The sequence below is a fragment of the Streptomyces sp. JLBJ103 genome, from assembly GCF_058215575.1.
Genome location: NZ_CM177089.1, coordinates 312,971 through 327,900 on the forward strand (window position 1 = coordinate 312,971; position 14,930 = coordinate 327,900).

The following is a 14,930-nucleotide window of genomic DNA, read 5'->3' on the forward strand; positions in this document are numbered from 1 at the left end:
CCTGCTGACCCTCCGCAAGGGATGTGAATCACCGTAATTCCCCGCATGGTTGGGCGACGGCCACGGACCGGACCGACGACCCGGGACACCTCATCGGACCGGGCGCGGGCGGTGTTCGGCAAGCCAGACCTCGGCGTACGCGACCGCGTCGGGCAGGGCGAACAGCCGCACATCGGCCGCGCCCACCCGGCCGCGTATCACCGGCCGTTCCCTCGCGAAGTCCGCCCCCAGCTCCGCGAAGCGCTCCTCGGTGATGGAGGTGTCGCGAACGGTGTGCCAGCGGCGGCCGCGTGGGGTCATGACGGCGAAGGAGTTATCGGCCTGCGGCGCATGAATCCGGTACTCGGCGAGGTGGAAGGCAGTGCAGGAGCCGAAGCCCGCACCCAGCAGCAGGATCCGCGCCGCCGCTTCCTCCAGCCGGGCGAGCGGACTGCGTTCGCCCAGTCGGCAATCCAGGGCATGACCGTCCACAATCGCGGAGGCGCGCGCCCCGAGGGCCGCGAAGGAGGTCTGCGGATGGGCACTGCGCAGGGCGCCGGGCCAGGTGCGGAGGGTCTCGGGGATCCGGCCGACGCCGCAGGTGGGTGTGGTGCGCGGATCGTAGCCCGGCATCGCGGCACGGATCTCGGCCCACCAGGACTCGGGCACCGGCGGATTGCACCAGCCGGCCGGATCCGAGTTGTCGCCGGAGTGCGTCGGCACCACCAGCGTTCCGTCCGGGCCCAGGACGTCGAGCAACGCCTGCACGACCGTGCCCGCGCCCCCGCAGACCCAGCCCAGTGCGCTGAGGGAGGAGTGGACCAGGAGGGTCTCCCCCGGGCGCAGTCCGAGATCACGCAGTTCGGCGGCGAGTGAATCCCGGGTGCAGAGCGGGCCGGTGGACGCTGTTGTCGGCATGAGAGGGAGTGTGCAGGGGCCCTGGCGGTGCGTACCACCGGATTTCGACGGACTGCGCCAACGCCCGGAGCGGCTGCCGTCCTGCCCACCACACCGTCGGAAAGTCCGCCCTTGCTATGAGCAAGGCAAAATTTGTCCGTATTGTGTAATAGATGGGTGTTTCGCCCGGCTTTGCGGCATTCGGCACGGCACAGTGATCTCCCCGGCCATCGCCGGGACTCGATCAACGGGACGGCGCACAGCCGTCCCCGCACACCTAGGGGTCACCATGACTCGACTCACCCGCCTTGCCGCAGGCAGCCTCGCCGCCACCGCTCTGCTCGGCACCGCCGCACTTCCGGCCGATGCCCACACCGGGATGCACCACGACTGGCGCGTAGTCATCGGAAAGGTTCAGCACAACAGCCCCGGTAGCGACGACTACTCTCGTCGGAGCCTCGCCGCGGAGTGGGTCACCATCACCAACACCGGCCGCCGGCGCGTCGACCTCAGCGGCTGGACCCTCGCCGACACCGCCCGCCATGTCTACCGCTTCGAGGACCTGACGCTGCGCGGCTACGAGTCCGTGCGGGTCCGCACCGGCTCCGGCCGCGACACCGAGCGCGACGTCTACCAAGGCTCGCGCACCTACATCTGGAACAACGACGGGGACACCGCGATCCTGCGCAACGACCTCGGTCGTGTCGTGGACGCCAAGTCCTGGGGCCGTCACGGCACCTACCGCCACCACCGCTGAGCCCGGCTGAGCCGGCACACCACGGCGGCCCCGGTGCGCCATGTCCTCGGACGTGGCACACCGGGGCCGCCCCCACTTGACCCCGCCGAACACCTGGCTAGTCGATGCGCTCGGCGGCCTGGGCCAGGAAGGTGTCCAGGACGCCGTCGCCCACCTTGGGCCGTACCTCGCCCCAGGTGTTGCGGGCGGGAGTGGTGCGCACCGCCTCGGCCTCGCCCCGGAGTTCACGGGAGGCGGCAACCAGCGCATCGGCCCGGCCCTGGTCGCCCCGGTGCCACGCGGCGAGCGCGTCGGCCATCTTCACCGCCGCCGCGCCCCACAGTTCGGTGGCGTCCAGCCAGGCGGCGGCGTCGGTGGTGAAGCCCTTCTGCACCGCACCACCGCGGATGACGGCCGGTGCCTCCCGGATGCCGCGCAGATAGGCACGCAGTTCCCGGAGCGCCGTGTCGCGGTCGGCGCCGTCACCGTCCCAGGCGGTCCAGAACCGGGAGATCCGGGCGGTCAGCACAGGCGCCTGGCTCTGCCAGGGGGTGTCCCCGAACGTGGGGGCCAGATGCTCGAGGTCGCCGAAGACCAGCAGGGCACCGGTGGCCCGGCGATCGCCACCGGCGAGATACGACATGGCGCGCCGCCCGCTCGCCCCGGCCCGGTAGGCACGGTCGTTCCAGCCGAAGTCGGCGGCGCCGAACACCGCGACCTTGCTGGCGTAGGGCTGGTTCATCGGGTTGGCCACCAGCCCGCTCAGGTGCTCGGACAGGCCGGGCTCGCGCTTGTCGTACGGAGCGAGCAGCAGCCGGCCGCTGGTGTTCCCGTAGTCGTTGACCGGATAGTTGTCCCAGACGAAGACCTTCCGTCCGAAGAGCTCCGAGGCCGCGTCCGCCTGGGCGGTGGTGATGCTGGGCGGGACGACGTCCGTGCCCGTCCACATCACCTCGACCGCCGGGTCGAGTGCGCTCCGGAGCTTCTGCTTGTACGCGGTGTCGGTCAGATCGCCGTACTCGGTGGGGACCATCTGGAGGGGCCGGGCGCCCTCATGGGTGGCGATGAAGTCCTTCTGGATGTCATTGAGCAGATCGACCTGGGCCGCGGCGGCCGCGCCACGTCCGGGGGCGCCGTAGGCCGCGCGATCACCGTCACAGTTCCACTTGGTGTAGCTGATGTCGTCCAGCGGGATGGAGAAGGCCCGGGTGCCCTGGTCGTACAGGGCCTGGAGCTTGGCCTTCAGGGCGCGGCGGTCGGCGGGGTCGGAATAGCAGATGGATCCGCCGGGAGAGACCGCGAAGGTGAAGCGGACGTGGTTGGCGGTCGCACGACGGACGAGCTCGCCCAACTCCTCCAGCTTGTCGGCCGGGTAGGGATCCCGCCACTTGCCCCGGTGGTAGGGGTCGTCCTTGGGCGCGTAGATGTAGGTGTTGGCCTTCACATCGCCGTAGAAGTCCATCTGGTCCAGGCGTTCCTGATGGGTCCACGGCGTGCCGTAGAAGCCCTCGATCGTGCCGCGCAGGGCCATCGAGGGATGGTCGCTGACCCGGACCCCGTACACCGACCAGCGGTCGCCGCCGGTGGGGCGGAAGAGCTGGCGCAGGGTCTGGACGGCGTAGAACTGCCCGGCGCCGTCGTGGCCACCGAGTGCCACGACGGAGGGTCCGTGGCGGTGATGGCCTACGCGCAACGCATAGCCCTCCGCGCGCCCGGGAGCGGCGGTGCCGCCCAGGGCGTCGGCGATATCCGGCCGGGAGTCGGATCCGAGCAGCACGGTCAGGCCGCGTCCGGAGGCCGGGGGCGGGTCGTCGGGGCCGGTGACCTCGACACGGTCCACGCCGTGTGCGGTGAGGAACGCGATGAGGCGGTCCTTGGCCGCGGCGTCCGTGCGCTGATCCACGACCAGGACGACCCGGCGCGGAACGGACACGTCGGCACCGTCGCGGACGAGGGACTGGGGAGTGGGAGAGATGGCGGGCAACGCCGCGGCGGCGGGCTGGGCCGCGGAGGACGGTGGCGGGGCGCTCAGCCCGGTGACGGCGATGGTGGCGAAGGCGGCGAGCGGGGCGCCGAGCCCGATCAGGCGTCTTCTCACGAGGTCAGGTCTCCAATGCTCACGCGGGGAGGTTCCGGCCGGGGTCGTGCGGGGCCGGGACTGCGGCGGGGCGGGACACAGAGCACCACAAGTGGTCTAAACCACTGGGCTGCCTCGAGAGTCTTACAGCAGCGCGCAGGCCGGTCAACGGCGCGGACCGGCCGAGTTTTCCAGGGTCATTGCGTTACGCCACGGCCGAGCCCCGGACGCCGTCGCGCGGGGCACCTCGCCCCCGCCTCGCCGCCAGACGTGGCCGCTTGGCACACTATTTCCAAGCTCGTCGCAGGCCGGACCGGACATCGGAAGCGATGCCCGCGCACCCGCATTACGCTCGAAAAGGAGGATCCGGTCACCCGGAAGGGAGGCGCTCCCGTGTCGGTCGCTTCGTCCAGATCGTCTCCGGTCTCCCTGCCCCGCCATCGCAGCTGTCCGTTCGATCCGCCCGACGGCTACGGAGAACTGCGCGAGGAGGGGCGGGCCGGCAGACTGGCCTTTCCCGACGGCAACGTCGGTTGGCTGCTCACCCGCTATGAGGATGTCCACACCATGCTGGCGGACGACCGGTTCAGCTCGGACCGGGAGCGGGCCTCCTCCCCCGTCCGCGCGCTCCCCGTCCGGGCGAACGACTCCCGGCGGGTGGGGTCGTTCATCGAGATGGATCCGCCCGAGCACACGCGCTACCGACGGCTGCTGGCCCGGTGGTTCACGGTCCGGCGGCTGCGCGGACTGCTGCCGGACATCGAGGAGGTCGTCACCGGCCACCTGGACGCGATGGAACACACCGGCCCGCCCACCGATCTGGTGGCGGCGTTCGCCCGCCCGGTCCCCTCGCTGGTGATCTGTCAGCTGCTGGGGGTGCCGTACGAGGACCGGGCCGATTTCCAGCGGTGGACGTTCACCCTGTTCGGGCTCGACCGGGAGGAGGCGGAGCTCTTCGCCGCCCGGGACGCGCTGTGGGACTACATGCGGCGTCTGGTGGCGGCCAAACGGCGGCAGCCGGACGAGGCGTTGCTGTCCGGGCTGGTGCAGGGTGCGGACACCGCCGCGGACGGCGAGCGTCCGCTGACCGACCAGGAGCTGACCGGTGTGGGGCTGCTGCTGCTCGTCGCGGGACACGAGACCACCGCGAACATGCTGGGCCTGGGCACCTACGCCCTGCTGAGCCACCCCGGGCAGGCGGCGCTGGTGCGCGAGCGGCCGGAGCTGGCCGACCACGCGGTCGAGGAGTTGCTGCGTTATCTGACCATCGTCCAGTTCGGCACCGTCCGCACGGCCCGGGAGGACGTCGAGATCGCCGGGGTGCGGGTGCGCGCCGGTGAGACGGTGGTCGCGTCGCTGGCCGCGGCCAACCGGGACCCCTCGCTCTTCCCCGCACCCGACGACCTGGACGTCACCCGCGACGCCGGGCAGCACCTCGCCTTCGGCCACGGGATGCACCAGTGTCTGGGTCAGCATCTGGCCCGGATGGAGATGCGAACGGCCTTTCCGGCGCTGCTCCGGCGCTTTCCCACGCTCCGTCTCGCGGTGCCGCCCGACCAGGTGCCGCTGCGGCACGACATGCTCGTCTACGGGGTCCACCGGCTCCCGGTCACCTGGGACGACCGGTGAGCGCGATGCGGATCCAGGTGGACCGCGGCCGCTGCCGCGGCGCCGGTCAGTGTGTGCTGTCCGCGCCGGAGCTGTTCGACCAGTCCGAGGACGACGGCCTGGTCGTGGTGGTCGACGAACAGCCGCCGCCGGCGCTCCACCACAAGGCCCGCCTCGCCGAACGGCGCTGCCCGAACAGTGTCATCCGCACGGTGGACGAGTGCGCGGGCGAGCGGGACACCGGGCGGTGACCGGCGCCCCGCCCGGTCAGGTGCAGGGGTGCAACCAGCCGTGCGGATCGGCGTCCGCACCGGCCTGCCGCCGCAGCAGTGCCTCGCGCAGCCGCAGGGAGACCGGGCCGGGCCGCCCGTCGGCGATCGTCCACGACGCGTCCGCGGTCCTGGCCTGTCCGACCGGGGTGATGACGGCCGCGGTGCCACAGGCGAACACCTCGCTGATGGAGCCGTCGGCGCAGCCGGTCTGCCAGTCCTCGACGCTGATCCGGGTCTCGCGGGTGGCATAGCCCAGTTCATGGGCGAGTGACAGGAGGGAGTCACGGGTGACACCGGCCAGCAGGGTGTCGGTCAGCCGCGGGGTGACGATGGTGCCATCGGAGCCCGTGCCGTAGACGAAGCACAGGTTCATCACGCCCACCTCCTCGATCCAGCGGCGCTCCACCGCGTCGAGCCAGACCACCTGGTCGCAGCCCTGCTGCGCCGCCTCGGCCTGGGCGAGGAGTGAAGCGGCGTAGTTTCCCGCGCACTTGGCGGCGCCGGTGCCACCGGGGGCGGCGCGGACGTAACTCTGGGACACCCATACGGACACCGGCTCGACCCCGCCGGGGAAGTAGGCACCGGCGGGGGTGGCGATGACCGCGAAAAGATAGCTCGCGGCGGGCCGGACACCCAGTGAGTTCTCCGAGGCAATCATGAACGGCCGCAGATACAGGGTGTGTTCGGGCTCCTGCGGGATCCACGCCGCGTCCTCGCGGACCAGCAGTTCGCATGCCTCGACGAAGGCGTCCACCGGCAGTTCGGGCATGGCCAGCCGACGGGCGCTGAGCTGGAACCGGCGGGCGTTGACCTCGGGGCGGAACATGGCCGCGGTCTTGTCCGGCTGGGCGTACGCCTTGAGCCCTTCGAAGATCGCCTGCCCGTAGTGCAGGGTCATGTTCGAGGGGTCCATGGGGATCGGCGCGTACGGTTCCAGCCGGGCGTTGTGCCAGCCGCGGTCCTCGGTCCAGGCGATCGTCACCATGTGGTCGGTGAAGTGGCGGCCGAAACCGGGCGCGGCGAGGATCGCCTCCCGCTCCGCGGCGGGCCGGGGCGAGGGGTGGGGGCGCCGCTCGAAAGTGAGGTGAGGTGGTGTCACGCTGCGTCCTCGCAAGCACTCGGGCCTGTGGCCAGGCGGGGGTTGGGGGTGCGGTACGGTCCGCGGCGGCCCGGGGCACACCGGTGTTCTTCCGGTGCTCCCGGGCGGCAGGGTGCCGGTGCGTGTCGCCGGTTCGACGGCTTCGGCGGGTACGCGGGTCAGCGGGTCAGCGGGTCAGCGGGTCAGCGGGTCAGCGGGCGAGATGACGGCTGATGACCAGCCGCTGGATCTGATTGGTCCCCTCGAAGATCTGCATGATCTTCGCCTCGCGCATATAGCGCCCGACGGGGTAGTCACGGGTGTAGCCGTAGCCGCCGAAGACCTGGACCGCGTCGGTGGTGACCTTCATCGCGGCGTCGGTGGCCACGAGTTTGGCCACGCTGGCCTGGCGCCCGTACGGACGTCCCCGGTCACGGCGGCGGGCGGCATCGAGGTAGGCGGCGCGGGCAGAGTCGACGGCCGCGGCCATGTCGGCCAGCAGGAAACCGAGCCCCTGATGGTCGATGATCTTGCGCCCGAAGGTGGTGCGTTCATGGGCGTAGTCGACCGCGGCGTCCAGGGCGGCCTGGGCCAGTCCGGTGGCGCACGCGGCGATGCCCAGACGGCCGGAGTCCAGGGCGCTGAGCGCGATGTGCAACCCCTGGCCCTCGCTGCCGATGAGCCGCTCGGGTCCGAGGAGAGCGCCGTCCCAGAAGGCGGCGGTGGTGGGGATGGCGTGCAGCCCCATCTTCTCCTCGGGGCGGCCGAAGGTGAGGCCGTCGGCCTGTCCGGGGGCGAAGAAGCAGGAGATGCCGTCGCTGCCGGAGCCGGTGCGGGCGAAGAGGGCGTAGAAGTCGGCCTTGCCGCCGTGGGTGATCCACGCCTTGGCGCCGTTGATCCGGTACCCGTCCGGGCCCTTGTCGGCGCGGCAGGTCAGCGCGGCCGCATCGGATCCGGCCTGGGGCTCGGAGAGGCTGTAGCCACCGACGAGACGGCCTGCCAGCACGTCTTCCGCCCAGGTGGCGCGCTGCGCCTCGGTGCCGAAGGTGAGCAGCGGGAAGGAGGCGAGGGTGTGCACGCTGACGGCCACGGCCACGGCCGCCCACCGCGCGGCCAGTTCCTCCAGCACCTGGAGGTAGACCTCGTAGGGCTGGTCGCCGCCGCCGTACTCCTCCGAGCAGGGCAGGCTCAGCAGACCGGCCTCGCCGAGCAGTCGGAACAGCCCTTCGGGATAGCGTTCGGCACGTTCGTGTTCCTCGACGCGCGGGACGAGTTCCTTGTCGGCGATGTCCCGGACGAGGTCGATCAGATCCTCGGCTTCCCCGGTGGGCAGCAGACGGTCGACGGGCATGGCGGCTCCTGGTCTGGGGCTGGCGGATCAGGCGGAAACGGCCGTGGGGGTGCTCAGTTCGGCGAGGGCGGCGCGGGCGCGGTCGCGGAACTCCGCGATACGGGCCAGCTTGATGTCCTCGTAGCCGCGGATGCCCTCGGCGAGCCGCACCAACTCCTCGACCTCAGCGGTGTTGTCCGCGGTCAGCTGGGTCAGTGCGTCCCGGACCAGGTGGCGGTACTCCTCGATCAGGGCGCGCTCCTCGCGGCGGACCCGCGCGTAGCCGAAGATGTCCAGCCGGGTGCCGCGCACCCTCCGCAGAGCGTACAGGGTGCGGAAGACGGCGGGGGCGGTGCGCCGCAGCCGCATCTTGCGCTTCATGCCCAGCGCGCGCAGGGCGGGCGGGTGCAGCATGACGGAAACCGTGGCGCCGGGGCCGAACTCCTCGGTGATTTTGGCGCGTTCGACGCTGTCCAGATGCAGCCTTGCCACGTCGTACTCGTCCTTGTAGGCCATGAGCTTGTGCAGGCCCTGGGCGTAGGCCAGGGCGATGCGCTCGCCGTTCTCCTCACCCACCCGCTCCCGGGCGGTGGCGGCCACCTCCCGGACATCGGTGGTGTACTGCCGGGCGTACGCCTCGTTCTGATAAGCCACCAGGTCGGCGCTGCGCAGCGCCACCGTGTCCTGGAGCCGTCCGTCGGCGGCGACGGCGGAGGCGAGGGTGCGGGCGGCGGGGGTGATGTCCACGACGGGCCGCTCGGGGGTGGTGGTGGCGCGCCGGACGGCCTCGGGGTCGATGACGGCGGCACGTCCCCATGCGAACGCCGCCAGGTTGGTGTCCACGGCGGCGCCGTTGAGGCGGATGGCGTCCTCGATGGCGCGCGCGGACAGCGGCAGACAGCCGCTCTGGAAGGCGGCTCCGATGAGCAGGGTGTTGGTCGGCATATGGTCGCCGAAGACCGCCTCGGACAGGCCCTGGGCGTCGAGGTGGACATTGGCCTCGGGGCGGGTGGCGGAGGCGATGCGCTCCAGTGAGTCGTCCGGGGAGCCGGGGAGGACGACCCGGTTGGTCACCATGGCGGCGGTGGGCACGATGGCGGTGTTGACGATCGCGATGGTGTGTCCGGGGCGGGCGACGTTGAGGTTGCTGTCGGCGGCGGCGCCGAGCAGGTCGAAGCCGAGCAGGACGTCGGCGGTGGCGCGGGAGGCGCGCAGCGCGCCGGTCACCGGCGTGGTCGAGATGCGTACGTCGCTGACGACGGGGCCGCCCTTCTGGGCCAGTCCGGTCTGGTCGAGCCCCGCGGCGTAGCGGCCGTCGAGATGGGCGGCCATCTGGAGGATCTGGGAGACGGTCACCACACCGGTGCCACCGATGCCGGGCATCCGCACCAGGGTGCTGTCCCCGGTGACCGCCGGGACGGGGTCGGTCAGCTCCACCGGCAGCGGCGGAACGGCGCGCCGCCGCTTGGTGGCCGGCCCCTCGGCCCCGGCCTTGGGCTCGACGAGCAGGAAGGACGGGCAGTCGCCCTTCAGACAGCTGAAGTCGGAGTTGCAGGACGGCTGGTGGATACGGGTCTTGCGGCCGAACTCGGTGTCGACGGGGTGGACCGACAGACAGGTCGACACATCGCCGCAGTCGCCGCAGCCCTCGCAGACCCGCTCGTTGATGACCACCTTCTCGGCGGGGGTGGGTAGTTGACCACGCTTGCGGAGTCTGCGTTCCTCGGCGGCGCACCGGTCGTCGTGGATGAGGACCGTGACGCCTTCGGTGGCGGCGAGGGACTTCTCGGCCTCGGGCAGGTCGTCGCGGTGGCGCACGGTGGCGATCGGGTCCAGCCGGACACCGCGGTAGTCCTCGGGCTGAGCTGTGGTGACGACGACCTTGCGCACCCCTTCGAGGGCGAGCCAGCGGGTCAGGGCGGGTACGTCCAGGCGGCCTTCGGCGCGCTGGCCACCGGTCATCGCCACCGCGTCGTTGTAGAGCAGCTTGTAGGTCATGGTGACGCCCGCGGCCACCGCGGCCCGGATGGCGAGGGATCCGGAGTGGTGGAAGGTGCCGTCGCCGAGGTTCTGGACGAAGTGGCGGTCGTCGGTGAAGGGCGCCAGACCGATCCACTGCGCGCCCTCGCCGCCCATCTGGGTCAGACCGATCTGATGGCCGCGGCCCGCGCCGTCCAGGGCGATCATCACGTGGCAGCCGATGCCCGCGCCGACGAGGGTGTCGCTGTCGGTGCGGGTCGAGGCGGAATGCGGACAGCCGGAGCAGAAGTACGGGGTGCGGGCCGACACGGTCGGCAGGGCGATACGGGCCGGGGTCTTCGGGGCGAGGGAGGTCAGATGGGCGGTGGCGGTGTGCGGCAGCCGCTCCGTCCCGATGCGGTCGGCCAGGGCGGTGGCGATGTGTTCGGCCTCGAGGGTGCCGCGCGCGGTGAGCAGCGGGCGGCCGTCCTCGCGATGGCGGCCCACCACGACCGGGGCGTCCTTGGTGCCGTAGAGGGCTTCCTTCAGATGTCCTTCGAGGAAGGGCACCTTGTCCTCGACGACGAGGACCTGCTCGAGGTCACCGGTCATGGCGACCAGGTCCTCGGCGTACAGCGGATACGGCATCCCCAGCCGGATCAGCCGGAGTCCGAGCGTCTCCATGGCGGCCTCGTCGATGCCGAGGTCGGCCAGGGCGCGCTGGACCACGGCGTAGGAGGTGCCGGAGGCCACCACACCGAGGGTGGCGCGGGGGGCGCTGTAGGTGATCCGGTTCAGGCTGGTGTCGCGGGCGTAGGCGCGGGCGAGGTCGAGGCGGCGGGTGAGCATGTCGTGCTCGGCGTCCAGGGACGCGGGGCCGACGAGGGTGGGGAGGGTGCCGCGGGTGGTACGGCGCGGGGCGGGGATGTCCGGGACGACCCCGTCCAGGTCGACGGTGGCCGAGGCGTCCGCGATATCGGCGACGATCTTCAGCCCGGCCCAGAGGCCGCTGGCGCGGGACAGAGCCACGGCGTGCAGCCCGAACTCGATGATCTCGGCGACGGAGCCGGGGGCGAGCAGCGGCATCGCCAGGCTCTGGCACATCGGCTCACAGGAGCTGGGCACGGTGGACGACTTGCTCGCCGGGTCGTCGCCGATCCAGGCCACGGCGCCGCCGAGCGGGGCCGTACCGGCCACCGTGGCATGGCGGATGGCGTCGGCCGCCCGGTCCAGGCCGGGGTTCTTGCCGTACCAGAATCCGGTGACGCCGTCGTGGCGACTGCCGGGGACCTGGTCCAGCAGCTGGGTGCCCGCCACCGCGGTCGCGGCCAGCTCCTCGTTCAGACCCGCCTGGAACACCACTCCGGCGGGGTCGAGGAAGCGGTGGGCGCGGCCCATCTCCAGGTCGACTCCGCCGAGCGGCGACCCCTGATAGCCACTGACGAACGCGCGGGTGTTCAGCCCGCGCTCCTCATCGAGGCGGCGCTGTTCCAACGTCAGCCGGACCAGTGCCTGGATGCCCGAGATCAGCACCCGCCCGCCGCGGGCCGTGTACTTGTCGTGCAGCGATACCGCAGCAAGGTCGGTGGTCACTCGAGCCTCCTCGTCGTCGTGGGGTTCGAGCGTTCAGGACAGCAACACCTACCCCTGGGGCACAAGTAAGTTGTGAGAGATTCGATCAGAGACGCAAAGCATTCCTTGAATACCCGGCGCCGAGTAAAATTAGTTGCGTCCGACCGGGGCCGTGGAGGGTGTGCCGATGACCGAGATAGACCAGGTGGACCGCCAACTGCTGCGCATGCTCCGCGAGGACGGGCGCCGTACGTTCTCCGAAATGGCACCCGAGGTGGGGCTGTCGGTGGCCGCGGTCAAGCGCCGGGTGGACCGGCTGCGGGAGAGCGGGGTGATCACCGGGTTCACGGTGCAGATCGACCACACCAAGCTGGGCTGGGGCATCGAGGCGTTCGTGGAGCTGTCGTACACCGGCACCACCCCGGTCGGGGAGATCGTCCGCACCGCGTACGAGGTCCCTGAGGTGCAGGCGGTGTTCACCATCGCCGGTGACCCGGACGCGCTGGTGCATGTGCGGGTACGGGACATCGAGCACCTTCAGCAGATCATCGACGGACTGCGCCGGGCCGGGCAGGTCACCGGCACCAAGACGCTGATGGTGCTGGGTTCCTGGACGCGCACCGCCTGAGCGGGCGGGCCGTGGCGTGCCGCGCGGTGGGGGCTCAGTCCGGGCGGCCGGTGGCCGCCACCGTCACTCCCAGACCGACCATGGCGAATCCGCCCGCTCCCCCGATCATCGACAAGCGGCGCTCGGAGCGGCCGAACCAGGTGCGGGCCGCCGAGGCCGTCAGTCCCCAGAGGGTGTCGGTGACCAGGCCGATGCAGATCGGAACCAGGCCGAGGACCAGCATCTGGCTGGGCAGCGCACCGGCCGAGTGGTCCACGAACTGCGGGAGGGTGGCGGCGAAGAAGACCAGGCCCTTGGGGTTGGTGACACCCACCATGAAGCCGTCGGCGACCGTGCGCAGATCGCCGCGGGCGGGCTGCGCGGGCGTGTCCACCGTGACCAGCTTCATGTCCTTGCGGCGCCGGAACGCCTGCACGCCGAGGTGGATCAGATAGGCCGCGCCGGCCAGCTTCACGGCCATGAAGACGGCCGCGGAGCGTTCGACCAGCGAACCGAGACCGAACGCGACGGCGATGACGAGGAGATAGGAGCCGAGCGTGTTTCCCAGCACGGTCGCCATGACGGTGCGGCGGCCGTGGGCCAGCGCCCTGCCGATCATGAAGAGCACACTGGGGCCCGGGATCACGATCACCAGCAGTGACATCGCGCCGAACTCGAGCAATCGGTCGGTGAACATCTCGGCCCCCCACCTCCACGCCGTGGAACGCGCCACGTTTCCTGGGTAAGGGATCATACCGTTGGCCGCTGTGGGCGAACGGTTCCCGCCCAGCCGCCGGATCAGCCCAGAGGGATGTGCGACCGGCCGCTACGCGCGGGGGCTGAGCAGCGCGGTGAGCATGTCCCGCAGCCAGGGCCGCAGGGTCGCGAGATCCGGATCGAGCAGCAGCCTGGTCGCCGCCGCGTCATGGATGGTGATGACCGCGCTGGTGAGGGCCTCGGGGTCGCGCAGCGCATGCGGCATGGCAGCCAGGTCCACCGCGCCCACGACGACCGGTTGCAGCGTCTCGCGGATCGCTTCGCGGTGCCGGATCAGGGCGGCCGCGGTCTCGGGGTTGCGGGCGGCGTGCAGCAGGAAGTCGGTGCGCACCAGGACCCAGGTCCGGTCGATGAGCAGGGCGTTGATGACCCGGTCCAGCAGGGACGGCAGCCCCTCGTCGGGGGTGGCTCCGGCCAGCGCGGCGTGCACCTGGGTCATGGTGTGCGCGGCCTGCTGCTCATAGAGCGCGAAGAACAGCTCGTCGAGGCTGTCGAAGTTGGAGTAGAAGGCGCCGCGGGTGTATCCGGCCGCCTCACAGATCTCCTCGATCCCCGCGCGGCCGAAGCCACGCTCGGCGAAGACCGAGAGTGCGGCGGAGAGCAGGCGCTCCCGGGTTTCGGCACGCCGCCGGGTGACGCGCGCGGGAGTGCCGTCCGCCCGGAGGCCGGTGCGCAGCGCCCGCCGGTCCAGTGCGCTGTTACTGACGTCAGCCATGCGCCCATCCTAGCGTTCGATACATGAATGCATCCGATACACTCATGTATCGAAACGGGGAGACCTTTCGAACGCAGTGAGGAAGTGCAGTCGAGTGAGTCAGGCGGACACCGACCGCGAGGATCGCGAGCGCGGAGATCAGGAAGCGCGCGAGGATCAGGAAGACCACGGGGCAGAGCGCGGAGATCAGGAAGAGCGCCAGGAGACCGCGCAGCGGCCGGCCGAGGAGCCGCGCCCCGGCACCAAGGCCCCGGTCGGCTTCTGGGCCGAACTGCGCACCGCGGTCACCCCGCGGATGACGGCGATGATCGCGGGCGCGCTGCTGCTGCAGCTGGGCTTTGTGCTGTCCTACGTGGGCGCGTTCCACCACCCCCAGCCGCACCGGGTCCCGATCGCGGTCGTGGCGCCGGAGCGGACGGCCCAGCAGGTGGTGCAGAAGATCAACGCGATACCGGGTCACCCGCTGAAGGCGACCGCCGCCGCCGATGAACGGGCGGCCCGAGCGCAGTTGCGCGAGGGGAACACCAGTGGCGCGCTGATCGTGAACCCCAAGTCGCGGAACGACCGGCTGCTGGTGGCCGGGGCCGGGGGCGCGTCCACCGCGACCGCGGTGGAATCGGTGATCACTCAGGCCGAGCAGAGCCAGAAGCGCACGGTCTCGGTGGTCGACGCGGTCCCGGCCCAGCCGGGAGACGCCCGCGGGCTGAGCAGTTTCTACCTCGTGGTGGGGTGGACGGTCGGCGGCTATCTCTTCGCCGCGCTGCTGGGTGTGTCCAAGGGCGCACGTCCCGCCTCCGTCCGGCGTGCCGCGGCGCGGCTGCTGGCGGCGGTGCCGTACGCGGTCGTCTCCGGTCTGGGCGGTGCGGCGATCGTGGGTCCCGTACTCGGTGCCCTCAACGACCACTTCCTCGCCCTGTCGGCGCTGGGCGCGCTGGTGGTCTTCGGCGCGGCGGCCGTCACGATCGCCTTCCAGGTGCTCTTCGGTGTGCTGGGAATCGGCGTGACGGTGCTGCTGTTCGTGGTGCTGGGCAACCCCAGCGCGGGCGGGGCGTACGGCTCCGATCTGCTGCCCCCGTTCTGGCACGCGATCGGCTCCGCACTGCCCAACGGCGCGGCCACCCATGCCGTACGCCACCTCGTGTACTTCTCCGGCCACGGGATCACCGGGAATCTGGCGGTGCTCGTCGCCTACGCGCTCGGCGGGGTGCTGGCCACCGTCGCGGCCGCCACGCTGATACACCGGCGGCTGTCGCCCGAGACAGACCCGGCGGGCGCCCGCGCCTGACCGGTTGTCCAGACCGCCCGGGTCCGCACCGCTCCCCC

Annotated in this window: 12 protein-coding genes; 5 read left to right on the top strand and 7 right to left on the bottom strand. The window is 71.4% G+C overall.

The features are described from left to right. Positions 1 to 90: 90 nt before the first annotated feature. Positions 91 to 897, bottom strand: coding sequence for an AAC(3) family N-acetyltransferase (locus AC4BEG_RS01270; protein WP_490704039.1), 807 nt, complete (start codon positions 895 to 897; stop codon positions 91 to 93). A 268-nt stretch (positions 898 to 1,165) separates the two neighbouring features. Between AC4BEG_RS01270 and AC4BEG_RS01275 the strand changes: the two genes are divergently transcribed. Next, positions 1,166 to 1,633, top strand: coding sequence for a lamin tail domain-containing protein (locus AC4BEG_RS01275; RefSeq protein ID WP_490704040.1), 468 nt, complete (start codon positions 1,166 to 1,168; stop codon positions 1,631 to 1,633). A 97-nt stretch (positions 1,634 to 1,730) separates the two neighbouring features. On the opposite strand, the gene AC4BEG_RS01280 is transcribed toward AC4BEG_RS01275, so the two are convergent. After that, positions 1,731 to 3,710: a glycoside hydrolase family 84 protein gene (locus AC4BEG_RS01280; RefSeq protein WP_490704041.1), complete on the bottom strand. Its 1,980-nt coding sequence runs from the start codon at positions 3,708 to 3,710 to the stop codon at positions 1,731 to 1,733. Positions 3,711 to 4,082: 372 nt separating this feature from the next. Here AC4BEG_RS01280 and AC4BEG_RS01285 point away from each other — a divergent pair, with 372 nt between their 5' ends. After that, entirely contained in the window at positions 4,083 to 5,318 is a 1,236-nt protein-coding gene (locus tag AC4BEG_RS01285) for a cytochrome P450 (protein WP_490704042.1), read from the top strand. A gap of 5 nt (positions 5,319 to 5,323) precedes the next feature. Next, complete coding sequence (locus AC4BEG_RS01290; protein WP_490707329.1) at positions 5,324 to 5,548, top strand: ferredoxin; 225 nt, start codon at positions 5,324 to 5,326, stop codon at positions 5,546 to 5,548. A 16-nt stretch (positions 5,549 to 5,564) separates the two neighbouring features. Here the strand turns inward: AC4BEG_RS01290 and AC4BEG_RS01295 are convergent, their stop codons facing one another. The 3 genes from AC4BEG_RS01295 to AC4BEG_RS01305 form a co-directional block, all read right to left on the bottom strand. Beyond that, positions 5,565 to 6,668: a branched-chain amino acid aminotransferase gene (locus AC4BEG_RS01295; RefSeq protein WP_490704043.1), complete on the bottom strand. Its 1,104-nt coding sequence runs from the start codon at positions 6,666 to 6,668 to the stop codon at positions 5,565 to 5,567. Positions 6,669 to 6,858: 190 nt separating this feature from the next. Then, positions 6,859 to 7,998 carry an acyl-CoA dehydrogenase family protein gene (locus tag AC4BEG_RS01300; protein WP_490704044.1) on the bottom strand — a complete coding sequence of 380 codons (1,140 nt, stop codon included), beginning with the start codon at positions 7,996 to 7,998 and terminating at the stop codon, positions 6,859 to 6,861. A gap of 27 nt (positions 7,999 to 8,025) precedes the next feature. Further along, a complete protein-coding gene (locus AC4BEG_RS01305; RefSeq protein ID WP_490704045.1) occupies positions 8,026 to 11,529 on the bottom strand; it encodes an indolepyruvate ferredoxin oxidoreductase family protein in 3,504 nt (1,167 codons plus the stop codon). 166 nt (positions 11,530 to 11,695) lie between these two features. Between AC4BEG_RS01305 and AC4BEG_RS01310 the strand changes: the two genes are divergently transcribed. Then, complete coding sequence (locus AC4BEG_RS01310) at positions 11,696 to 12,136, top strand: Lrp/AsnC family transcriptional regulator (RefSeq protein WP_201880467.1); 441 nt, start codon at positions 11,696 to 11,698, stop codon at positions 12,134 to 12,136. 34 nt (positions 12,137 to 12,170) lie between these two features. On the opposite strand, the gene AC4BEG_RS01315 is transcribed toward AC4BEG_RS01310, so the two are convergent. Beyond that, complete coding sequence (locus AC4BEG_RS01315; RefSeq protein WP_490704046.1) at positions 12,171 to 12,812, bottom strand: LysE family translocator; 642 nt, start codon at positions 12,810 to 12,812, stop codon at positions 12,171 to 12,173. A 129-nt stretch (positions 12,813 to 12,941) separates the two neighbouring features. Next, positions 12,942 to 13,607 (bottom strand): TetR/AcrR family transcriptional regulator, encoded by a 666-nt coding sequence (locus AC4BEG_RS01320; protein ID WP_490704047.1) that lies wholly within the window; start codon positions 13,605 to 13,607, stop codon positions 12,942 to 12,944. A 94-nt stretch (positions 13,608 to 13,701) separates the two neighbouring features. Between AC4BEG_RS01320 and AC4BEG_RS01325 the strand changes: the two genes are divergently transcribed. After that, positions 13,702 to 14,892: a DUF3533 domain-containing protein gene (locus AC4BEG_RS01325; RefSeq protein WP_490704048.1), complete on the top strand. Its 1,191-nt coding sequence runs from the start codon at positions 13,702 to 13,704 to the stop codon at positions 14,890 to 14,892. Positions 14,893 to 14,930 lie beyond the last annotated feature (38 nt).

What these genes read in the sequence shown, in the direction of transcription:
- AC4BEG_RS01270 (WP_490704039.1), bottom strand. Translation starts at nt 897, where the DNA reads ATGCCGACAACAGCGTCCACCGGCCCGCTCTGCACCCGGGATTCACTC.
- AC4BEG_RS01275 (WP_490704040.1), top strand. Translation starts at nt 1,166, where the DNA reads ATGACTCGACTCACCCGCCTTGCCGCAGGCAGCCTCGCCGCCACCGCT.
- AC4BEG_RS01290 (WP_490707329.1), top strand. Translation starts at nt 5,324, where the DNA reads ATGCGGATCCAGGTGGACCGCGGCCGCTGCCGCGGCGCCGGTCAGTGT.
- AC4BEG_RS01300 (WP_490704044.1), bottom strand. Translation starts at nt 7,998, where the DNA reads ATGCCCGTCGACCGTCTGCTGCCCACCGGGGAAGCCGAGGATCTGATC.
- AC4BEG_RS01310 (WP_201880467.1), top strand. Translation starts at nt 11,696, where the DNA reads ATGACCGAGATAGACCAGGTGGACCGCCAACTGCTGCGCATGCTCCGC.
- AC4BEG_RS01315 (WP_490704046.1), bottom strand. Translation starts at nt 12,812, where the DNA reads ATGTTCACCGACCGATTGCTCGAGTTCGGCGCGATGTCACTGCTGGTG.
- AC4BEG_RS01320 (WP_490704047.1), bottom strand. Translation starts at nt 13,607, where the DNA reads ATGGCTGACGTCAGTAACAGCGCACTGGACCGGCGGGCGCTGCGCACC.